This is a genomic window from Litoreibacter roseus (assembly GCF_009811795.1).
GTDB classification, from domain to species: Bacteria; Pseudomonadota; Alphaproteobacteria; order Rhodobacterales; family Rhodobacteraceae; genus Litoreibacter; species Litoreibacter roseus.
In genome coordinates, this window is sequence record NZ_BLJE01000004.1 from 122315 (window position 1) to 143254 (window position 20940).

General features: G+C 58.3%; 19 protein-coding genes. 16 read left to right on the forward strand and 3 right to left on the reverse strand.

The genetic code is table 11. From position 1 onward, the window contains the following. Positions 1-9: 9 nt before the first annotated feature. The 9 genes from msrC to KIN_RS16700 all read left to right on the forward strand — a co-directional run bounded on the left by msrC (position 10) and on the right by KIN_RS16700 (position 9871). Positions 10-474: a free L-methionine (R)-S-oxide reductase MsrC gene (gene msrC, locus KIN_RS16660; protein ID WP_159809181.1), complete on the forward strand. Its 465-nt coding sequence runs from the start codon at positions 10-12 to the stop codon at positions 472-474. A gap of 58 nt (positions 475-532) precedes the next feature. After that, complete coding sequence (locus tag KIN_RS16665; protein WP_174239137.1) at positions 533-1105, forward strand: helix-turn-helix domain-containing protein; 573 nt, start codon at positions 533-535, stop codon at positions 1103-1105. Positions 1106-1118: 13 nt separating this feature from the next. Then, positions 1119-1493, forward strand: coding sequence for a GFA family protein (locus KIN_RS16670; protein WP_159809183.1), 375 nt, complete (start codon positions 1119-1121; stop codon positions 1491-1493). A gap of 10 nt (positions 1494-1503) precedes the next feature. Continuing rightward, positions 1504-3951, forward strand: a complete 2448-nt coding sequence (locus tag KIN_RS16675; RefSeq protein ID WP_159809185.1) for a GcvT family protein — start codon at positions 1504-1506, stop codon at positions 3949-3951. Next, positions 3948-4418 (forward strand): DUF2867 domain-containing protein, encoded by a 471-nt coding sequence (locus KIN_RS16680; protein WP_159809187.1) that lies wholly within the window; start codon positions 3948-3950, stop codon positions 4416-4418. Before KIN_RS16675 ends, KIN_RS16680 begins: the two co-directional genes overlap by 4 nt. Positions 4419-4470: 52 nt before the next feature. Then, positions 4471-6912: a GcvT family protein gene (locus KIN_RS16685; protein WP_159809189.1), complete on the forward strand. Its 2442-nt coding sequence runs from the start codon at positions 4471-4473 to the stop codon at positions 6910-6912. Between the two features lie 40 nt (positions 6913-6952). Then, a complete protein-coding gene (locus KIN_RS16690) occupies positions 6953-7600 on the forward strand; it encodes an RluA family pseudouridine synthase (protein WP_159809191.1) in 648 nt (215 codons plus the stop codon). A 137-nt stretch (positions 7601-7737) separates the two neighbouring features. Further along, positions 7738-9156 carry a pyridoxal phosphate-dependent decarboxylase family protein gene (locus KIN_RS16695; protein WP_243144959.1) on the forward strand — a complete coding sequence of 473 codons (1419 nt, stop codon included), beginning with the start codon at positions 7738-7740 and terminating at the stop codon, positions 9154-9156. Positions 9157-9220: 64 nt separating this feature from the next. Continuing rightward, a complete protein-coding gene (locus KIN_RS16700; protein ID WP_159809193.1) occupies positions 9221-9871 on the forward strand; it encodes a peroxiredoxin in 651 nt (216 codons plus the stop codon). 213 nt (positions 9872-10084) lie between these two features. On the opposite strand, the gene KIN_RS16705 is transcribed toward KIN_RS16700, so the two are convergent. After that, positions 10085-10642, reverse strand: a complete 558-nt coding sequence (locus KIN_RS16705; protein ID WP_159809195.1) for a hypothetical protein — start codon at positions 10640-10642, stop codon at positions 10085-10087. Between the two features lie 546 nt (positions 10643-11188). Between KIN_RS16705 and rpsO the strand changes: the two genes are divergently transcribed. The 3 genes from rpsO (at position 11189) to KIN_RS16720 (ending at position 14811) form a co-directional block, all read left to right on the forward strand. Continuing rightward, positions 11189-11458, forward strand: coding sequence for a 30S ribosomal protein S15 (rpsO, locus tag KIN_RS16710; RefSeq protein WP_159809197.1), 270 nt, complete (start codon positions 11189-11191; stop codon positions 11456-11458). A 178-nt stretch (positions 11459-11636) separates the two neighbouring features. After that, entirely contained in the window at positions 11637-13775 is a 2139-nt protein-coding gene (gene pnp / locus KIN_RS16715) for a polyribonucleotide nucleotidyltransferase (RefSeq protein ID WP_159809199.1), read from the forward strand. A 226-nt stretch (positions 13776-14001) separates the two neighbouring features. Then, complete coding sequence (locus KIN_RS16720) at positions 14002-14811, forward strand: spondin domain-containing protein (protein WP_159809201.1); 810 nt, start codon at positions 14002-14004, stop codon at positions 14809-14811. A 33-nt stretch (positions 14812-14844) separates the two neighbouring features. Here the strand turns inward: KIN_RS16720 and KIN_RS16725 are convergent, their stop codons facing one another. Next, a complete protein-coding gene (locus tag KIN_RS16725; protein ID WP_207710143.1) occupies positions 14845-15630 on the reverse strand; it encodes a phenylalanine 4-monooxygenase in 786 nt (261 codons plus the stop codon). 105 nt (positions 15631-15735) lie between these two features. On the opposite strand from KIN_RS16725, the gene KIN_RS16730 reads away from it, so the two are divergent. The 3 genes from KIN_RS16730 to KIN_RS16740 all read left to right on the forward strand — a co-directional run bounded on the left by KIN_RS16730 (position 15736) and on the right by KIN_RS16740 (position 18209). Then, positions 15736-16206, forward strand: coding sequence for an Lrp/AsnC family transcriptional regulator (locus tag KIN_RS16730; protein WP_159809205.1), 471 nt, complete (start codon positions 15736-15738; stop codon positions 16204-16206). Positions 16207-16266: 60 nt separating this feature from the next. Continuing rightward, positions 16267-17154, forward strand: a complete 888-nt coding sequence (yghX, locus tag KIN_RS16735) for a YghX family hydrolase (RefSeq protein ID WP_159809207.1) — start codon at positions 16267-16269, stop codon at positions 17152-17154. 89 nt (positions 17155-17243) lie between these two features. Beyond that, positions 17244-18209, forward strand: a complete 966-nt coding sequence (locus KIN_RS16740; protein WP_159809209.1) for an SGNH/GDSL hydrolase family protein — start codon at positions 17244-17246, stop codon at positions 18207-18209. Positions 18210-18426: 217 nt separating this feature from the next. Here the strand turns inward: KIN_RS16740 and KIN_RS16745 are convergent, their stop codons facing one another. Next, the gene (locus KIN_RS16745; protein WP_159809211.1) at positions 18427-19899 is read right to left on the reverse strand and encodes a DUF1963 domain-containing protein; all 1473 of its coding nucleotides are present in this window, start codon (positions 19897-19899) and stop codon (positions 18427-18429) included. A 326-nt stretch (positions 19900-20225) separates the two neighbouring features. Between KIN_RS16745 and KIN_RS16750 the strand changes: the two genes are divergently transcribed. Then, complete coding sequence (locus KIN_RS16750) at positions 20226-20867, forward strand: LysE family translocator (RefSeq protein WP_159809213.1); 642 nt, start codon at positions 20226-20228, stop codon at positions 20865-20867. Positions 20868-20940: the final 73 nt, after the last annotated feature.

A 20940-nucleotide genomic window follows, 5' to 3' on the forward strand; every position in this document is an offset into this window, starting at 1 on the left:
GATGCGAACGTGAAGATCAACTATCCGGATATTCAGAAAACTGTCGCGTCGCTGACGGATGGGGAGACCGATACCGTTGCTTTGATGGCCACTGTCGCGTGCGAGGTGCATCACGCCGATGACCGCTTTGACTGGACCGGGTTTTACCGCGTCACGGAGCCGGAGCTTTTAAAGATCGGCCCGTATCAAGGGGGTCACGGCTGCCTGGTTATCCCGTTTTCGCGCGGTGTGTGCGGCGCCGCGGCGCGCACGGGTGAAACGCAGCTTGTTCCTGACGTCGACGATTTCCCCGGTCACATCGCGTGCGCCAGTTCGACCCGGTCAGAACTGGTTTTGCCGGTGTTTGACCATGGAGGCGATCTTCTGGGCGTTTTCGATATCGACAGCAATCAGCCCGATGCCTTCGCCGAAGAGGACGCAGCGCAGATGAAATTACTTTTAGAGGCGACCTTCGCGCGACCACCTCGTTTATAATTGACTTGATCAACTACCTATCTCGTGAAATTATCCGGAAAAATTTCACGAGAGTCGCATGCTGCATGAGTCGCTAACATCCAAACGTACCCTTGGGGCCGATATCCGGGCCCTGCGCAAGGCGCGGGGGTTCACGCTGGTCGCTTTGGCGGCAGCCTTGGGCCGGTCCGTCGGGTGGCTCAGTCAGGTTGAACGCGACAAGTCGGAGCCGTCGATTTCGGATCTGCGCCAGATTGCGACTGTGCTGGATATTTCCATCTCAAGCCTCTTTGGGTCAGACGTCACACCCGCCGCAGAACAAGGCTACGTCGTGCGCAAATCTGCGCGCCGCCCCATCGGGTCGCGGCAGGCCGGGCTCAGGGAAGAGCTCTTGTCGCCAGATCTGACCGATGATTTCGAGCTCGTGCATTCGACCTTCGAACCCGGCGCCGTTCTGGATGAGGATGTCAGCCGCCCAACCCAAGAGGTCGGCTATATCATCTCGGGCAAGCTGGATGTCGTGATCGGCGGTACACTTTTCAATCTGAACGAAGGCGACAGTTTCCGCATCCGCGGCGAGCCGTTTCGCTGGGCCAATCCCTACGAAACCGTCGCCGTCGTGATCTGGGCCATCGCCCCGCCCATTTACTGACGGAGGTTTGCCCATGCTCAAGGGATCATGTCTGTGCGGCGAGATTTCATTTGAAGTGACCGGTGATGTCACCAGCGTGGCGGTCTGTCATTGCGGTCAGTGTCGCAGGCAGTCGGGTCATGTCTGGGCTTCGGCGGTTTGCAAAGATGCTGCGCTGTCCATCACGGGGACGCCTAAGTGGTATCACGCCAGCGATACCGCCAAGCGTGGGTTTTGTGGCACGTGCGGCGCCTTCCTGTTCTGGAAGCACAATGCGGAAGACACGATCAGCTTCAGCATGGGCGCCCTTGACGGTCCGACAGGGCTGACGCTGCAAAAGCATATCTTCGTGGCCGACAAGGGCGACTACTACGACATCGCGGACGACGTGCCGCAACATCAAGCATAAGGGTACGGTCATGTCAGAGTTTCCGAGCACCGCGCGGGTTGTCATTATCGGCGGCGGGGCTGTCGGAACCTCCGCGCTCTACCACTTGGCCAAGGCCGGTTGGACGGATTGCGTGCTTCTGGAAAAGAACGAATTGACCGCCGGATCCACATGGCATGCGGCGGGCAATTGTCCGTCCTTCAGCACGTCCTGGGCCATCATGAACATGCAGCGCTACTCGCTAGCGCTTTACCGCGGCCTCGCTGAAGAGGTCGACTACCCGATGAACTACCATGTCACCGGCTCGATCCGGTTGGCACACACGAAAGAGCGGATGCAGGAGTTCGAGCGCGCCCGGGGCATGGGCCGCTATCAGGGCCTCGATATCGAAATGATGTCCTTGGAGGACATCAAGGCGCAGTACCCGTTTATCGAACTGCACGACCTTGAGGGCGGGCTTTATGATCCGGATGACGGGGATATCGATCCGGCCCAACTGACCCAGGCGTTGGCGAAGGGCGCGCGCCAGATGGGCGCCTCGATCCAGCGGTTTACACCGGCGACAGGTGTGTCCCGCAACGGTGGCGAATGGATTGTCCACACGGACAAGGGCGACATCCGATGCGAGAACGTTGTGAACGCGGCGGGCTACTATGCGCAGCGGGTGGGCGAATGGTTCAAGCCGTATGGTGGGCGCACAGTGCCGATGGTCACCATGAGCCACCAGTATTTTCTGACGGACGAAATCCCCGAACTCAAAGCGTGGAGCGAAGAGAATGGGCGCAAGATCCCGCTTCTGCGCGACGTCGACAGCTCTTATTACCTCCGACAGGACAAGAACGGCCTGAACCTTGGCCCCTACGAGCGCAACTGCAAGGCCCACTGGGTCACGCCGGACGATCCGATGCCCGAGGATTTCAGCTTCCAGCTGTATCCGGACGATCTGGACCGGCTCGAATGGTACATCGAGGACGCGATGAACCGTGTGCCGATTCTGGGCACGGCGGGCGTCGGGCGCGTGATCAACGGCCCGATCCCCTATGCGCCTGACGGCTTGCCACTGATCGGACCGATGCCCGGTGTTCCCAACGCCTACGAGGCCTGCGTCTTTACATTTGGCATCACCCAAGGGGGCGGTGCTGGCAAGGTGCTGGCCGAATGGGTCACCGAGGGTGAAACCGAATGGGACATGTGGGCCGTCGATCCCCGCCGCTACACCGATTACACCGATCAGGACTTCTGCCATCAGAAAGCGCTTGAGGTCTACGGCCATGAATACGGGATGCATTTCCCATACATGGAATGGCCTGCCGGACGGAACAAAAAGCCCTCCACCTTACACGACCGGTTGATCGATGCGGGGGCTGTCATGGGACCCTACAATGGGTGGGAGCGCGCCAATTGGTTTGCCAAGGAGGGGGACGACATCTCCTTCGACGCCACACAAACGTGGTCCCGCTCCGGACCGTGGGAGCCGCGCATCAGGGAAGAGTGCGAGGCGGTGCGTGATCATTGCGGGGTTCTGGCCATCTCAGGCTTCACCCGGATCACCGTGAAAGGCACAGGCGCGCGCGCCTTCATAGACAGCCTCACTGCGTCGCAGTTGCCCAATCCCGGACGCGTCGGGCTGGCCTATTTCGCCGACAGCCGCGGGCGGATCGTCACCGAAATGTCCGTCACTGTGCGCAGCGAGGATGAGGTCGGCCTGATCACCGCAGCCTTTGCCCAATGGCACGACACCGAACATCTGTGGCGCCAGGCGCCGGGGGGCATCGAGGTTCTCGAACAGTCTAACGAAGGTGAGTGTCTGTTGATCACCGGTCCCAAGGCCCGCGATATTCTTGGTCCCCTGACCGACGCCGACCTGACCAAAGGTTGGCTGACGGTTCAGCCCGACGTGCATGTCGTGGGCTGCCCTGTAACACTTTTCCGCGTGTCCTTCGCAGGCGAACTGGGGTGGGAGGTGCACTGCAACCCGACCGACGCGCCTAAAATATGGGATGCGGTTACCAATGCCGGGGCCAAACCGTTCGGCATGTATGCCCTGAATGCCATGCGCCTTGAAAAAGGGTACCGCTCTTGGAAGGGTGATCTGTCCAGCGACTACTCCCTCCTTGAAGCCGGACTTGACCGCTTCGTCAAACTCGACAAGCCCGATGATTTCCCCGGCAAGGCGGCTCTTCTCAGTGAGAAGCAGCAAGGCATCCAAAAGCGCTTCGTCACCCTGACCGTTGAGGCCAACGGCTATGATGCACCCGCTATGTCGACGGTTTGGGCGGGCAATGACGTGGTGGGCGAAACGACGTCTGGCGGCTGGGGATATCGGGTGAACAAGTCCATCGCCCTGGGCATGGTGCGCACGGATAAATCCACTGAAGGCACGGAGCTTGAGGTCGAGATCTACGGCCAACGTCACCGCGCCGTCGTGCAACCCGACCAACCCTTGTGGGATCCGAAAAACGAAAGGATCCGGGCATGAACGACCTGCGCCCGGACCGCGCGCCCGATTGGGCGGACACGGTCAGCGGACCGATGCGCGACCCCTCATTGTCGGCCAAGGCCACGTTCCTGAGGGCCCTTGAAAACCCACCCCTCTGGCTTGGGGCGGCTATGGCGGTGCGAAATATCGCGGTTGCACCGTTTGGTCTGCAGCGCGAATTGCCCGGCGCAGGCCATTTTCTGGAGCGGATGCCTGTCGTTATCGACACGCCAGAACACTACGAGACCGGTCTTGAGGACAAGCATCTGACCTTCACAATCGCAACCCGGATCGTGCAACCGGTCGTCCATGTCACGACGGCGATCTGGTTCAACAGCCTGCTGGGTCGGGTCTATCTGACCGCAGTGATGCCCGGCCACATCCTCGCCACGCGCCAGATTGCAGGCCGCGTCGCGGGCCCTTTGACCCGCAGTATGGGCGAGCCGGACATCCCCGCGCGCCCATGATCCGCGATACCCCGGCCCCCCGTTTGTGTGACGCTCAGTTGGAGATCGCCCAATGACTTTGCCCTCCCATGCCCGCGTCGTGATCATCGGGGGTGGTGTGATCGGTTGCTCCGTCGCTTATCACCTCGCCAAGCTTGGATGGACCGACATCGTTCTTCTGGAACGCAAGAAGCTGACCTCTGGCACAACGTGGCACGCCGCAGGGTTGATCGCGCAGTTGCGGGCCACGAAGAACATGACGAAGCTCGCCAAGTACTCCCAGGAGCTTTACGGCGGGCTTGAGGTTGAGACCGGGATCGCCACCGGGTTCAAAAGATGCGGCTCGATCACGGTGGCATTGACGGAGGAACGGCAGGAAGAGATTTTTCGCCAAGCGGCCATGGCCCGCGCCTTCGGCGTGGATGTGGAGCGGATCACCCCGGACGAGGTGAAGGCCCGTTACGCGCATCTGAACATCGATGGCGTCAAGGCAGGCGTGTATCTGGAAAAAGACGGGCAGGGCGACCCGGCCAATATCGCTCTGGCACTGGCCAAAGGCGCCCGCCAAAACGGCGCGCTGATCAAGGAGGACGCGCGTGTCACGCAGATCACCCGCGCGGGGCGCCGCGCCGCGTCAATCACATGGGAAACACAAGGCCAGACCGGGCAGATCACCTGCGATCACGTGGTCAATTGCGCGGGCATGTGGGGCCATGAGGTGGGCCGGATGGCGGGGGTAAACGTGCCGCTGCATGCCTGCGAGCACTTCTACATCGTGACCGAAGCCATCCCCGGCCTCACACAACTTCCGGTTCTGCGCGTGCCAGACGAATGCGCCTACTACAAGGAAGACGCCGGAAAAATGCTGCTCGGTGCGTTCGAGCCAAACGCCAAGCCTTGGGGCATGGACGGCATCCCGTCGAACTTCGAGTTCGACCAGCTTCCCGAAGACTTCGATCATTTTGAGCCGATCTTGGAATCCGCTGTGGCGCGGCTTCCCATGCTGGCAGAGGCCGGGATCCATACATTCTTCAACGGCCCCGAAAGCTTCACGCCCGATGATGCCTATCATCTGGGTCTGGCGCCGGAACTGGACAATTTCTGGGTGGCCGCTGGCTTCAACTCCATCGGTATACAATCCGCAGGCGGGGCCGGTATGGCGCTGGCTCAGTGGATGGACACGGGCGAAAAACCCTTCGATCTGGGTGACGTGGACATTGCCCGGATGCAGCCGTTTCAAGGCAATAAAACCTATCTCTACGAACGCTCCAAGGAAACGCTAGGCCTGCTCTATGCCGACCACTACCCGTTCCGCCAAAAGGAAACAGCGCGGGGCATCCGCCGGTCACCATTGCATCAGCATTTGCTGAACGAAGGCGCGGTTATGGGCGAGTTTGCCGGGTGGGAGCGCGCCAATTGGTTCGCGCGCGGCAGCCAGGAAGCGCAGTACGATTACACTTGGAAACGTCAGAGCTTCTTTGAAAACATCGCCGCCGAACATCGCGCCATTCGCGAGAATGTCGGGCTCTACGATATGTCGTCCTTCGGCAAAATCCGCGTTGAAGGCCGCGACGCAGAAGCCTTCATGAATTATATTGGCGGGGGTGACTACGCCGGCCCGGTTGGCAAGATCACTTACACGCAGTTCCTCAATAAAACAGGCGGGATCGAGGCGGATGTCACCGTCACCCGCCTGTCCGAGACCGCTTATCTGGTCGTGACACCGGCCGCCGCACGGCTGGCGGACGAAACCTGGATGCGCCGCCATCAGGGTGATTTCAACGTGGTGATCACAGACGTGACCGCGGCTGAGGCGGTCTTGGCCGTCATGGGGCCAAACGCACGCACACTGTTGGAACGCGTGTCGCCCAACGATTTCTCAAACGCCACGAACCCGTTCGGCACCGCTCAAGAGGTTGAAATCGGCATGGGTCTCGCCCGGGTCCACCGCGTCAGCTATGTGGGCGAACTGGGGTGGGAGGTCTACGTTTCCTCCGATCAGGCGGCCCATGTGTTTGAGACGCTGCATAGGGCCGGGCAGGATATGAACATGACGCTCTGCGGCCTTCATATGATGGACAGTTGCCGGATCGAAAAGGCATTCCGCCATTTTGGCCACGACATCACGTGCGAGGATCACGTGCTTGAGGCCGGTCTGGGATTTGCAGTGAAAACCGAAAAGCCCGACTTCATCGGCCGCGACGCCGTGCTGCGCAAGAAGGATGAGGGGCTGTCCATGCGGCTGTTACAGTTCAAGCTGACCGACCCGGAGCCACTGCTTTATCACGCCGAACCGATCCTGCGCGATGGCGAGGTTGTCAGTTACCTCACCTCCGGCGCCTACGGTCACCACTTGGGGGCCGCGCTGGGTATGGGCTACGTCCCCTGCAAAGGCGAAGCCCTCGCTAATGTCCTTGCAAGCACCTATGAGATCGATGTGGCGGGAACCCGCGTCTGCGCTGATGTGTCCTCCAAACCATTCTATGATCCGAAGTCCGAGCGTGTGAAAGTATAGCCGCCCGCAGAATTGTGCGGGTTCAAGAGTATTTGAGTAGATGGACTCAGAGTACAGGCCGCCAGATGTCCCGTTGGAGGTCCTCCATGAGGACGCGGAACTGCTTGTCGTGAACAAGCCCCATGGTCTTTTGTCAGTGCCCGGCAAGGGTGACCACCTAAGTGATTGTCTCATAACGAGAGTACAGGCGGCTTTTCCGCAGGCGCTGCTGATCCACAGGCTGGATCGCGACACCTCCGGCGTCATGATCTTTGCGCAGACGAAGGCCGCGCAGCGTCATCTGGGTCTGCAGTTCGAAAAACGTCAGACAAAGAAGATCTACGTCGCGCGGGTCTGGGGCGAGGTGCAGGACAAATGCGGGGTTGTGGATCTGCCGCTGATCGTGGACTGGCCCAACCGTCCCCTGCAACACGTGAATTTCGAGACCGGGAAAGAGGCGGTGACCCAGTGGCGCCGCATCCGCATTGAGGATGGCACCACCCGCGTCCGGCTCAAACCGCAGACCGGGCGGTCCCACCAGTTGCGCGTTCATATGAAGGAAATCGGACACCCCATCTTGGGCGATCCGTTTTATGCATCTGGGCCTGCGCTGGAGTTCCCGCGGATGATGCTCCACGCCGAAGAACTGCGCCTGCGCCACCCTGAGGGCGGGCGCGGCATGACCTTCCGGGCGCCCTGTCCGTTTTGATTCCTGTCTCGACCGCAAGGATATGCGCAAGTGCACCTTCCGATCTTCTGAAACTCGATGACGGGCGAAGGACGTTTGGTTGACGTTCCCCGATTGTCGCGATTTAGCTTTCGCGACCAAGCAGAGAGGGCAGCACAATGGCGGATGAAGGACAGAGGTTGGACCCGCAGGATTGGACAGCGTTCAGCCAAGAGATGCACGACCTGCTCGACACCTGCCTGACCCGAATGCAATCCGCCCGTGACCTGCCATGGCAACCCAAGCCCGCCGATATGCGGGACGGCGTCGCGCTGCGCGATATCGCCGGCAGTACGCCCACGGCGAAAGTTTTCGACCGCATCAGTGACGAGATCATGCCCTACGCCACGGGCAACACCCATCCTCGCTTCTTCGGCTGGGTTCACGGCACGGGAACGCCTGTGGCCGTAGGCGCAGAGATGGTCGCCGCCACCATGAATTCCAATTGCGGCGGGCGGGACCACGGCGCCGCGGAGGTAGAGCGCGCAGTGATAGACTGGCTGTGTCGCACCGCCGATATGCCGCAGGACGCTTTCGGCATTCTGACCTCCGGCACCTCCCAAGCCACCATCCTCGCCATGTCGGCTGCCCGCAGGCGCAAATTTGGCGCGGACGTTCTGAAAAATGGGATCCGGGCCTATCCGGACATCCGCGTCTATGTCGCCGACGGGGGCCATTCCTGTATCGCCAAGGCGCTTGAGGTGCTGGGCTATGGCAGCGAAAGCCTGACCAAGATACCCGTCCTGAACAGTGGCCAGATGGATATGGATCGCCTGAAAGAGACCATCGCCCAAGACCGCGCCAATGGGCTGGAACCGCTGGCTGTGGTCGGCACCGCAGGCTCCGTCAATCTGGGCTATTTCGATCCGCTGGACGATCTCGCCAGCTATTGCAAGGCGGAAGGCATCTGGTTCCACGTCGATGCGGCCTTCGGGTTCTGGGCGCTTCTGGCTGATGCCCCGTGGTGCGATCTGGCGAAGGGCATTGGACAGGCGGATTCCATCGCCTGCGATCTGCACAAGTGGATGTCGGTTCCCTATGATTGCGGTGCTTGCCTTATCAGCGACCGGGACCTGCACCGTGCGACCTTTACCGCCCGCCCGTCTTATCTTGCCTCGCAGGACGCGGGGCTTGCCGGGGGTGATTTGTGGTTCTGCGACTACGGCTTGGAGCTGTCCCGCGGCTTCAAGGCGCTCAAGGTCTGGACCGTCGTGCAAACCATCGGGACGGACGCGCTTGGCGCTTACGTGACCGACAATTGCAAGCAGGCCGCGCTGATGGGGCAGCTTGCAGCAGGCTCCGAGGTGCTGGATCTGGCCCGCCCAGTGGTGTCGAATGTCTGCTGTTTCTGGCCGAAAGCAGGTGATCCCGACAAGATAGCGGCCACATTACAATTGTCTGGCGACGCGGTCTTTTCGACGACGCTTGTGGACGGGAAGCCCTGCCTGCGGGCGGCAATCGTGAACCACCGCTGCACGCAAGATGACATCCGCCTTGCCATTGCGGCGGTCGAACGCGAAGTCCGCGCCGCCATCTGATCATTGCACCGGTCGCCGGATCGTCCCTATATGAGAGTTAAGATCTCTTAAGAAAGGACATGCCATGGCATTGCGTATCAACGACACGATCCCGGATCTGACGGTGGAAACGGATCAGGGCACTTTCTCGTTACATGAGTGGATCGGCGACAGCTGGGCCATTCTCTTCTCGCACCCCAAGGACTTCACGCCGGTTTGCACCACCGAATTCGGTGCGGTCGCGCAACTGGCCGACGAGTGGGACAAACGCGGCACCAAGGTGATCGGTGTGTCCGTGGACAGCGCGGATGATCACAAGCGCTGGAAAGGCGACATCGAGAAAGTGGCGGGCACCCCCGCGCAGTTCCCGATCATCGCCGATGACGGTCTTGAAGTCGCCAAAGCCTTCGACATGCTGCCCGCCGAGGCGCATCTGCCCGATGGCCGCACACCTGCCGACAGCGCCACCGTGCGCTCGGTCTTCATCATCGGTCCAGACAAGCAGCTGAAGCTGTCCATGACCTATCCGATGACTGTGGGCCGCAACTTTGCCGAAGTCCTGCGCGCGCTGGATGGACTGCAAACCTCTGCCAAAGGCGTCGCGACCCCGGCCAACTGGAACGTGGGCGACGACGTCATCATCCCCGCCACGGTCAGCGACGAGGACGCCAAGGCGAAATTCGGCGAGTTCGAAACCGTCCTGCCCTACCTGCGCAAAGCCAAATTGCCGGACTGATCACAGCGTTGGCGAAACAATGCCCCCTGCGGCATCATCTGCGGGGGCTTTGTTTGGCCAGCTTGGTGTCTACAGTAAGACCGCAACATAACAACGCAAAGCTACGAATTAAGACCCAATAACCTTGTGCGTAAACGGATTGGTGCCCATTTTACTTAGCAATACAAGATATCCTGATAGCTTGTCTCTTGCAGTTGAGAACCGAGATCATACTCAGGTATCGAACGCGAGAGGTTTTGGGTCCCAGTAGATGCGATTATTTTCCTGAAACATTATATCTTTTATTCGATTCATAGTTTCGGCAAGCTTCGCGTATGAATTGACACCAAAATCGTCTTCAAATTGGACTTCACCCGCAAGCGGTCCATTGTATCCAATTACACGGAGTGAAGCTTGCGCTGTAGCATTGCTGATCTGAACTTGCGCAGCGATATTTGGCACACTTAAGCCCACCTTGGCACTCAGATTTTTGGCGTTGACAGTCAAACGTACAGCGATGCCTTCGCGGACTTCTTTTCCATCGACAGCGATAATGCGAAAACGGCGTATATCGCGAAGGATCAAAAAATGTCGTTTTCCTGCCGAAAGATCGAATAACTTAGCCAGTCCGTTTAACTCGACATCTGCATCAACTTTGATTTCATGCTGAACAACGTCAAAAAATGGTAAGTCGGGTAGTCCAAGTGTTTCTGTGCTTTTCTTCGTTGGTCGAGGCGCTCCAACCTCTGGTCCATTCAATCCAAGATCGTCATCAATTGCAAACGAGGCCATAATTACTCTCCAAAATAAAAAATAAAGTATTAGTCAGACTATCACAAAATAGAATTTTTACGCTAATAATTTTCTACATGTGATCTAGGTTATTGAAACCATGTATCTTTTGATGGATTTCTGCCGAGGTCTACTTTTCTTCTACGAGTTCAATGCGGTTAAATGAATGGTTTCACACAGTATGGATTTAGCGAAATTCGAAGGCAGATATATACTAAGTGTAAATTGCATATAGACTTCCGAGAAGTGTTCAGTTCTGTATAGCGTCTCGGTTCAAGCTTTACGATTGCTGTGTATAGCAGCCTAACACTTCCATATTAGGTCGAAGTGGGGATGTCGGAACTTGATACGGACTCAAGCTTTATAGGTTTAGCATGACGTCGCAGGTGGCGGGCTCTGGCTCTTCAACCTGCGTTTTCCCTTTCCTTTCCGCGCGATTCCCCCTATACGCGCGCATCCGCGGTTGGACTGCGGACACCTCCATGGGCCCTGCTGGACGACATCCCGGCTTGCGCCATAGCTCTAACCTTTGAAAAGGAGACCCCGATGTCGATCACACCAGAGCTCAAAGCGAGCCTTATGAAAGAATACGCAACCAAAGACGGCGACACTGGTTCGCCGGAAGTTCAGGTTGCGATCCTGACGTCGCGCATCACCACGCTGACCGAACACTTCAAGACCCACAAGAAAGACAACCACGGTCGTCGCGGGCTTTTGAAGATGGTCGCACAGCGCCGGAAACTGCTCGACTACCTCAAGGCGAAAGAGGAAAAGCGCTACACCGACCTGATCGGCAAGCTCGGCATCCGTCGCTAAGAGAACAACAGACCAAAGCAGCGCCCCCTCGGGCGCTTCTTTATATTCTGCGGATGGACCCGGCCGCAGACGTAATCTTCAGACAAGGGTCAGGGGCAATGCGGCCCCTACGTAACGCCCAAAGGGGGCACACGACCCAACCGGGATACGCCCGGGACAGGTCATCATAGGAAAATAGATGTTTAAAACGACGAAAAAATCGATCGAATGGGGTGAAGAGACCCTGACACTCGAGACGGGCAAGGTCGCCCGTCAGGCGGATGGATCCGTCATCGCCACATATGGTGAAACTTCGGTCATGGCCAACGTGACCTTTGCGAAGTCGCAAAAACCCGGTCAGGACTTCTTCCCGCTGACCGTTCACTACAACGAGAAATACTACGCCGCGGGCAAGATCCCCGGTGGCTTCTTCAAGCGCGAGGCGCGTCCGACCGAGAAAGAGACGCTGACAAGCCGTCTGATCGACCGTCCGATCCGCCCGCTCTTTGTGCCGGGCTTCAAAAACGAAGTTCTGGTGATCTGCACCGTGCTGTCCCACGATCTGGTCAATGATCCCGACGTGGTTGCGATGATTGCAGCCTCCGCCGCGCTGACCATTTCCGGTGCGCCGTTCATGGGTCCCATCGCGGGCTGCCGCGTGGGCTACGAGGATGGCGAATACATCCTCAACCCCGAGATCGACGATATGCACGATCTGCGCAACAACCCCGAGCAGCGGCTCGATCTGGTTGTGGCGGGCACCAAAGACGCCGTGATGATGGTCGAATCCGAAGCCTATGAGCTGAGTGAAGACGAGATGCTGGGCGCGGTGACCTTTGCACATGAGCAGATCCAGCCCGTTCTGGACCTGATCATCGATCTGGCAGAAGACTGCGCGAAAGAGCCGTTTGACTTCGTTGCACCGGACTATTCCGACCTCTACGAGGCCGTGAAGAAGGCCGGCGAAAAGCAGATGCGCGACGCCTATGCGATCACCGACAAGCAAGAGCGCACCGCAGCCGTTGCCGCGGCGAAAGACGCGGTCAAGGAAGCCCTCACCGAAGAGCAACTGGAAGACGAAAACCTCGGCTCCGCGCTGAAGAAGCTGGAAAGCACGGTTCTGCGCGGCGATGTGGTGAAGAACAAGAAGCGGATCGATGGCCGCGCGCTGGACAAGGTGCGCGCGATCGAGTGCGAAACGGGCTTCCTGCCCCGGACCCACGGGTCGGCTTTGTTCACCCGCGGCGAAACGCAAGGCCTTGTGGTCACCACGCTGGGCACCGGCGATGACGAGCAGATGATTGACGCGCTGCAAGGGACGTATCGCTCGAACTTCCTGCTGCACTACAACTTCCCGCCTTATTCCGTGGGCGAGGTTGGGCGCTTCGGACCTCCGGGTCGTCGCGAGATTGGTCATGGTAAGCTTGCATGGCGCGCGCTTCAGGCCGTTTTGCCTGCGGCAACCGACTTCCCCTACACCATCCGTCTGGTCTCCGAGATCACGGAATCCAACGGCTCCTCGTCGATGGCCTCCGTCTGCGGTGGCTCCCTGTCGATGATGGACGCGGGTGTTCCGCTGAAAGCCCCTGTGGCCGGTGTCGCGATGGGTCTGGTTCTGGAAGACGATGGCGATTACGCGATCCTGACAGACATCCTTGGCGACGAGGATCACCTGGGCGACATGGACTTCAAAGTGGCGGGAACCGAAAACGGCATCACGTCGCTGCAGATGGACATCAAGGTGGCCGGCATCACGCCAGACATCATGAAAACCGCTCTGGCACAGGCCAAGGAAGGCCGGATGCACATTCTGGGTGAGATGGCCAAATCGCTGACCGAGGCTTCGGAATTCTCCGTTCACGCGCCGCGCATCGAAACGATGCAGGTGCCCACCGACAAGATCCGCGAAGTGATCGGGTCGGGCGGTAAGGTCATCCGCGAGATCGTGGAAGTGTCCGGTGCGAAGGTCGACATCAACGACGACGGTGTCATCAAGATTGCATCGCCGGACGGAGAGTCGATCAAGAAAGCCTACGACATGATCCACTCGATCGTGGCAGAGCCGGAAGAAGGTCAGGTCTACACCGGCACGGTCGTCAAGATCGTCGACTTCGGGGCCTTCGTGAACTTCTTTGGCAAGCGCGACGGTCTGGTGCACGTGTCCCAGATCGAAAACCGCCGTCTGAACCATCCATCTGACGTTCTGAAAGAAGGTCAGGAAGTGAAGGTCAAACTTCTGGGCTTTGATGATCGCGGCAAGGTGCGCCTGTCGATGAAAGTCGTCGATCAGGAAACCGGCGAAGAGATCAAGAAAGAAGAAGCTGCTGCCGAAGAATAAGCGCAGCATTCTTTAGAGAACTCAGAAGCCCCGGTCGGAAACGGCCGGGGCTTTTTCTATGGCAGACGGCCAGGATCACGGCTCTGTGAAAACCCGCCCCCTTCACATCTTGCGGAGCGTTCCTCGCCTCACCGGGACGTGTCACCCCTGTGATCAAGCGCCGGGCTAGCGTCTACGCGACCGGCGGCACACGCACCGGTCCAATGATCAAATGGGAGATCTACAGATGACCTTTTTCAAGACAACGGCGCTGGTCTGCGCGTCGTTTTGCGTGGCGGGGGTGGCCTCCGCCACCACGCTCAGCATTACGGTGACCAACAATCAGGCCGAGGGCGGCTTGTCGCTCACGCCGCTTTACACCGCGATCCATGACGGGACGTTCGATGCGTTTACCGTGGGCGAAGCGGCAAGCGATGGGGTGCGACTGATCGCCGAGACCGGCGCACCGTCCGCCGTCCGGGACGAGCGTCTTGCTATGGATCCGGACTCCTCCTCCGTTGTCTTGGCCTCCCCCGATGGTCCGCCGCCCGTGCAGCCGGGTGAGACGATCACAGCCACGCTGGATATCGTCGCCAACGAGGCGCTGTTCTTCACCTTCCTCTCCATGGTTCTGCCATCGAATGACACGTTCATCGGCAATGACAACCCACTGGCCTATCAGCTCTTTGACGACAGCGGTGCTTTCCTTGGTGCCCAAACCATCGAGATCACCGGCAACGACATCTATGACGCCGGGACAGAGGTGAACGGGCTGGAGGGGGCCGCGTTCGTTCAGGGGCAGGACATCGCGTTGGGCGAAGATGAAGGGGGTGTTGTGACAGCAGGGGGCGACTTGTCCGTATTTGCCGGTCAAACGCTCGCAACGGGGGACATTCTGGGCGATGCCGCGCAGATCGATTTTTTCTCGGATCCGGCAAGTTTCTCGCTGGCCACGATCACGATCTCAGAGGTCGCGCCAATCCCGCTTCCGGCCTCCGGTCTGTTGTTGCTGGCGGGGATGGGCGGCATTGCCGCGCTCCGCCGCAAACAGCGCTGAACCCCCGGGGCCGCCTGATACGCGGCCCCGCCCTCATGCCGCCTTATCAAACAACGCCGGTCTGTCCCCCGGACGGGCGGCCTCGACCAAGGCGGTCTTGATCCGGTCGCGGCCCAGAGAAGCCAGCGCCGCGAAACTCTCGATCTCAAAGTAGACCGGCTGAACGATGTCGATCCGATAGGGCGTGCGCAAAACCTCCAGCAGATCGAACGGCACGACCGCCGCACCCCCCGAGACAACGTTGGCCAGCTCGGCGGGCGACGACATGATGCCTGCGCCAAAGGCCTTTGTCTTGCCTGCCTCGCGGATCAGACCGAATTCAATGGTGAACCAGAACAGGCGAAACAGCCGTTCGATGTGTTCGGGTCCAACCTCCAGAGACAGCGCGCCGAACTGCTCCATGAACCGGCAGAACTTTTCATCGGTCAGCATGGGGCAATGGCCGAACACCTCGTGAAAGATATCCGGCTCCTCGATGTAATCGATATCCTCGCGCCGGCGAATGAACGTGGCCACCGGAAACCGCCGTGCCTTGAGCAGATTGGAAAACGCGTCTTGCGGGATCAGCGCATCTACGGCCTGGACCCCTGCGCCGGTCAGCGTGCTCAGCCGTCGGTCCAGATCTGCCACCTGCGGCACGGTATCTGGCGACAGGCCCAGCAGTTTGTGACCCGTCAGATAGGCCATACACGCGTGGTCTCGCAAGTCTGCCATCTGGCGCGTGTAAAGCTCTGACCAGACTGCGGTTTCGTCGCTTGAATAAGTATAAATCCCGTTGGGATCGGGCGTTTTTGAGACATAGGCAGTGTTGAGTGGCATGGGCATCCTCCTGTCACGAGAATACGCCCAGCCAGATGAAAAACATTTCCAGATTTTCGGGTAAATCGGATATTCTGGAAAAAATAACTCATATTCAGAAGAAATATGAAATTCACGATCCAAGATCACCGTCTCCTTGATGAGATTCAACGAGACTGCACATTGTCCCTCGCGGCCTTGGCCGAGCGGGTGGGAATGGCCCAAAGCACCGTCTGGCGCCGCGTTCAGGATTTTGAGGCGGCTGGCATAATTCGCGGGCGCGTCGCTTTGCTGGCGCCCGACGGCGTGGGCTGTAAGTTGTGCGTTCTGGCCAGCATCCGGCTTGAGGATCACTCCGAGGCCGCGGTGGATGGCTTTGCACAGCTCGTCACCCGCCATCCCGAGATCCTCGAGTGTCACGCCATTTCCGGCAGCGCGGACTATATCCTTAAGGTCCGCGTCCGCGACGTCGAGGCGTACGAGCGCTTCATGACCCAGAATCTGCTGCGCAGCGCGTTCGTGCGCGAGGTTCAATCAAGCTTTGTCCTGAAAGAGATCAAATCCACGACAGCCCTGCCGCTGCGATTGGAGGATTGATTTGCGTCTTAGCCCCGTTGCTCTAACCTTCCGGTTACCGACGTATAGGGAGTATCTTCGATGAAGCGCAAAAAAGCCTCTGACTTCGATCCACGCCTGCTGGAACTCTATGACGGCTACGTTCACGGCAAGATGTCCAAGCGGGACTTTCTGAAGAATGCCACGAAATATGCAGCGGCCGGGGTAACTGCGGCGGCCGTTCTGGAAAGCCTCCAGCCCAATTACGCTCTGGCCCAGCAAGTGCCCGCCGATGATCCATCCATCGAAACCATGACCGCAACCTATGAAAGCCCCGAGGGCCACGGCACAATCAGGGGCCTGATGGCTAAGCCCGCAGGGGCCACGGGCAAGCTGCCGGCGGTTCTGGTCATTCACGAAAACCGGGGGCTCAACCCCTATATAGAAGATGTCGTGCGCCGCACGGCGAAAGCCGGATATCTGGCCTTCGGTCCCGATGGTCTGACCCCCTTGGGCGGCTATCCCGGCAACGACGACGACGGCCGCGCCATGCAAAAGGAACTGGATCGCGCCAAGCTGATGGAGGATTTCTTCGCCGCCTTCGAATTCCTCGTGGACCACGAGGGCTCGACCGGCAAAGTCGGTGCCGTGGGCTTCTGCTACGGAGGCGGGGTCTGCAATGCACTGGCCGTAGCCTATCCCAACATGGCGGCCTCCGTGCCGTTCTACGGACGCCAACCGGATGCAGCAGATGTCCCCGCCATCGAGGCACCCTTGCTGATCCACTACGGCGAGTTGGACGAGCGGATCAATGCAGGCTGGCCCGCCTACGAAGCCGCCTTGCAAGCCAACGACAAGACGTACGAGGCGCATATCTATGCGGGGGCCAACCATGGTTTTCACAACGACACGACGCCCCGTTACGACGAAGATGCCGCGACCCTGGCATGGGAGCGGACGCTCGCGCATTTCGCGACGCACCTGAGCTGAGCGACAGCTGTGACGTTAGGTCAGGCGGGAAATATCTTGCCTGACCGCCGCTTTGACTGCTCATCTGATGGCACATCATGGGGGGAAACATGAAAACAACATTGATCACATTGTCAGCCGCGCTGGCTCTGACGGCTTCCGCGCAGGCCTCAACTCTGACCGACACCTACACCGGGTTTTACAGTTTTGGCGACAGCCTGTCGGACGACGGCAAAGGGGTCGCTCCCGCGCTTCTTCCCTATTTCGAGGGCCGGTTTTCCAACGGTCTTGTCTGGGCCGAAGTGATCGAGGACGAGTTCTCCGATGCGGGCGTGCAAACCGCCAACTTCGCCCTTGGCGGGGCAACCGCGCAGGGCGGGGACAACGAAATTCCCTTTGCACGGCTCAGCACCTTCAGCGGCCAGATTGGCACCTTTGAAGATCTCGACGACCTTGGCCTGATCGACGCAGGCGACAACCCCCTGACCTCGGTCTGGTTCGGCGCCAATGACGTCTTCGCCGCCTTGGGGGCCGCCAGCCCAACCTTGCTACAGGACGCCCGCGATGCGGCAGATGCCGTGACCGAAGGCGTACGCGAGATCGCCAATGACAGCGGTTTCCTGTTCGATGATTTCGTGATCGTCAGCTTGCCCAACCTTGCCAGCACCCCTGCCTTTGCGGGCATCGCCGCTGCCGCCGCCGTGACCGAGGCATTCAACAGCCAATTGGCCACGAATATCACCGGGCTCGAAGCGGACGGGATCAACGTATTCAGCTATGACAGCAATATCCTGTTCGACGCCGCCCTGAACGGAGAGCTGGGCTACGCTGTCACCGATATCCCATGTTACATCGAGGACGTCTTCAACTGCTCGCCAGACAGCGTGGAAGGTGCCGATCCGTACCTGTTCATCGACGGGGTACACCCGACCCGCACGGCCCACTTTTCCATTGCCGAGGGCGTCAGCGCGCAGATCACCGGCGAACTGACCCCGGTCCCCCTGCCAGCCACAGCACCGATGATCCTCGTGGCCTTCGCAGGCCTGGCCCTCGTCACCCGCCGCCGCAAGGCATAGCCAGAGTGGGGCGCGGCGGTGCGTTCCATTCGAGATGTCAGAAGACCACGCCTTTCGTTTGAAGGTGGATCCGTTTGCTTAGATCCTGAGTTCTCGAAGGAATGCTTACTAGCGCGAACTCAGAATGGCTGCTATTCGAACGCGTTGATCGCCAATCTGACCAGCAATTCTTTTTATTGAGGATTGATAGGATTGGGAAAAGGACAGCATGACGAGCCTAGCTCCCTTCACAGGTAACGAATATTTTGTCCCACCGCTGTTGCCTTAGATCATCCTCCTTCACCCAGTATTGAGAGAGCTGGTCAAATTCCCAGTGTTGGCCACGGTCAGGGTTAAACTGCATTAGGAGCACGTGGTCGTAATCATTGTCGATGTTGTAGCCCTGTACGCTTCCCGGGAACCCGCCGCATTGGTGTGCCCTATGATCGAGCCGATGCCGCACATGCTCAATTTGATCTGAGCTGATAAGCTCAGCGGTTTCGGCGGAGTGGCTGAGGCATTTTTCAATCGTGAAATTTACAGCATCATCCCACAGCGTTTGAGGAAACGATGATTGGTCCAAGAACGATATAAATTCAGTTTGGTATTGAGTTGACATAACATCCATCGGTTCGAAACGCCTGGAAAGCATACACAACCGATCACGGAGCTTTTGATACGCTTCAAAGACCTGAACTTCTTCCGGCATGGCGTTTTCTTCGACGGAATTCTTTCGTGCCCGTGTGTTGTAGTGCTTGCCGCGCAAAACTATCTGAACAGCCAGCCAGACTGGCGGCAACGCCTCTAGGATCCGTGCACCCCCCGCATTGAAATCCTGTTGTATTCCATCGGGCCAAATAGTGGCCGAACCAAACACCCGCTCCCTGTCTTCCCGCATCATACGTGCTTGTTCGTTTTCGTAGAGTGCGTTCTTAATTTCATCGCTGCTATCGAAACTGCAATCCCGACTGAGCCGGTCAAAATGGGGGTATTGCAATGCTTTGGTTGGTCGGACTTCCCACTTTGGGAAAGTTGTACCAGGACCGCCATTATAGTCATTCCATCTATGGCTGTCCGAATATGTTTGAGGCATATCATCGGGTTGAGTGATCTCAACCCAGTCCTCAGTCGGGCCATCGTGAAAGATCACGAGGTCGTTCCCTGCACCTCCTTCAGCATGTTTGAAAAAGTATAGTGCGCCTGATTTAGGCAAGCATTGCGATACATTTGTATCTGGTAAAGTGCTGAGATCGAGCTGACACATGAAAAATCGCGGTTCGCCAGTTTTGTTGTCACGGGGCCACCCAAAGTCGTTGGGACCTATTGGAGCGCCTCCAAAGAAGCTGAGTGATGTCATTGGATGAACAGGCGGGAAAATTCTTGGAAAGTAGATGACGTCTCTGGCCAATGTCTTGATAAGTTCACGCATTTCTTGCGCGCTTGGTGGTAATGTAGTGTCAGGTTCTCCAATAGGTAATAACTTCTGAAGCGACGGTTTAGGAGCATTGCTAAGTTTTGTTGTAAAGGAGTCTGCGAGCTGTTTTTCACGCAAAACTGCTGCCGTGGGCTCCAACTCTGCAGGGGGGCTTGGTATAGCTGGTGGTTGGTGAGACCGCAGTCTTTTAATTAACTTGAAGATTACGACCACGACAATTGCAATCGATAGTAATAAGACTGAAAACGTAGCTATTTGATTGATGCTGTATGACATAAAATACAGTACAAAAATGCTATCCCTAGAGGAATAGAAACCTTGAATTTGGGATAAAGCTGCTGCGTAGCTTAACTGCTGATCGAGATCTGTCCGTTAGATCGGCAGCAGATAGTCGAACGCTTCGCATCACTGGCATTCTGGTCGCCTATCCGATCTTGGTGGAAAAGCGTGCCAAGTACGAACGGATCCATGGCTTGGTTTTCTGCTGACCTCACACAGCCGCTCGAGCTGCAGAAGGCGTGCGGTTGGGTTCTTGCAGATTTTCGTTGCCAGAGTAGCCGTATCAGAACATAGTGAGAACATAAAGCCGGAAGGAGCGTGCCATGCAGGATGTCAGTCTTTATCTTCCCGGAATACTTTTGGCCTACTCGGCCTTTATGGTGGCCATTGCCAGTCCGGGTCCGAATGTTCTGGCCGTTATGGGCACCTCCATGAGCGTGGGGCGATCATCCGGTATCTCGCTGGCAATGGGTGTGGCCATCGGATCGTTCACCTGGGCGCTTCTGACTATTTTCGGTTTGTCCGCCCTGCTGGCGACCTACGCCTCCGCGCTCTTGGCGATCAAGATTTTCGGGGGTCTCTATCTGCTGTGGCTGGCCTACAAATCTTTCAAGTCGGCCGCATCCCGACACGACATTGAAGCCAGAGAGCTTGCGGGCGGGCGCCGCAGTCCTGCGGGGTATTTCCGGCGCGGATATCTCATTCAGATGACCAACCCCAAGGCGGCCCTGTCGTGGATCGCGATTATCTCGCTCGGGCTGAAAGAGGATGCACCGCTTTGGGTTGGTGCTGCCATCGTGCTGGGCACCTTCGCATTGTCAGTGATCATCCATCTGCTTTACGCGCTCGCGTTTTCGACGCCCGTCATGGTGCGCCTCTACGGCAAGGCGCGACGGGGCATACAAGGTATCCTCGGGACGGTCTTCGCCTTCGCTGGCCTGCGTCTGCTCACAAGCCGCAGCTGATCTGGCCAAGACGCTGCCGCCAACGAAGTCCGACGGGTTTCCGATAAAAGTCCGATAGAAGTCCGAAAGCCGA

Bases quoted from the DNA above. Each gene is read 5' to 3' on its own strand.
- KIN_RS16665 (WP_174239137.1), top strand. From the start codon at position 533: ATGCTGCATGAGTCGCTAACATCCAAACGTACCCTTGGGGCCGATATC.
- KIN_RS16670 (WP_159809183.1), top strand. From the start codon at position 1,119: ATGCTCAAGGGATCATGTCTGTGCGGCGAGATTTCATTTGAAGTGACC.
- KIN_RS16675 (WP_159809185.1), top strand. From the start codon at position 1,504: ATGTCAGAGTTTCCGAGCACCGCGCGGGTTGTCATTATCGGCGGCGGG.
- KIN_RS16680 (WP_159809187.1), top strand. From the start codon at position 3,948: ATGAACGACCTGCGCCCGGACCGCGCGCCCGATTGGGCGGACACGGTC.
- KIN_RS16685 (WP_159809189.1), top strand. From the start codon at position 4,471: ATGACTTTGCCCTCCCATGCCCGCGTCGTGATCATCGGGGGTGGTGTG.
- KIN_RS16690 (WP_159809191.1), top strand. From the start codon at position 6,953: ATGGACTCAGAGTACAGGCCGCCAGATGTCCCGTTGGAGGTCCTCCAT.
- KIN_RS16695 (WP_243144959.1), top strand. From the start codon at position 7,738: ATGGCGGATGAAGGACAGAGGTTGGACCCGCAGGATTGGACAGCGTTC.
- KIN_RS16700 (WP_159809193.1), top strand. From the start codon at position 9,221: ATGGCATTGCGTATCAACGACACGATCCCGGATCTGACGGTGGAAACG.
- KIN_RS16705 (WP_159809195.1), bottom strand. From the start codon at position 10,642: ATGGCCTCGTTTGCAATTGATGACGATCTTGGATTGAATGGACCAGAG.
- rpsO (WP_159809197.1), top strand. From the start codon at position 11,189: ATGTCGATCACACCAGAGCTCAAAGCGAGCCTTATGAAAGAATACGCA.
- pnp (WP_159809199.1), top strand. From the start codon at position 11,637: ATGTTTAAAACGACGAAAAAATCGATCGAATGGGGTGAAGAGACCCTG.
- KIN_RS16720 (WP_159809201.1), top strand. From the start codon at position 14,002: ATGACCTTTTTCAAGACAACGGCGCTGGTCTGCGCGTCGTTTTGCGTG.
- KIN_RS16725 (WP_207710143.1), bottom strand. From the start codon at position 15,630: ATGCCACTCAACACTGCCTATGTCTCAAAAACGCCCGATCCCAACGGG.
- KIN_RS16730 (WP_159809205.1), top strand. From the start codon at position 15,736: ATGAAATTCACGATCCAAGATCACCGTCTCCTTGATGAGATTCAACGA.
- yghX (WP_159809207.1), top strand. From the start codon at position 16,267: ATGAAGCGCAAAAAAGCCTCTGACTTCGATCCACGCCTGCTGGAACTC.
- KIN_RS16740 (WP_159809209.1), top strand. From the start codon at position 17,244: ATGAAAACAACATTGATCACATTGTCAGCCGCGCTGGCTCTGACGGCT.
- KIN_RS16745 (WP_159809211.1), bottom strand. From the start codon at position 19,899: ATGTCATACAGCATCAATCAAATAGCTACGTTTTCAGTCTTATTACTA.
- KIN_RS16750 (WP_159809213.1), top strand. From the start codon at position 20,226: ATGCAGGATGTCAGTCTTTATCTTCCCGGAATACTTTTGGCCTACTCG.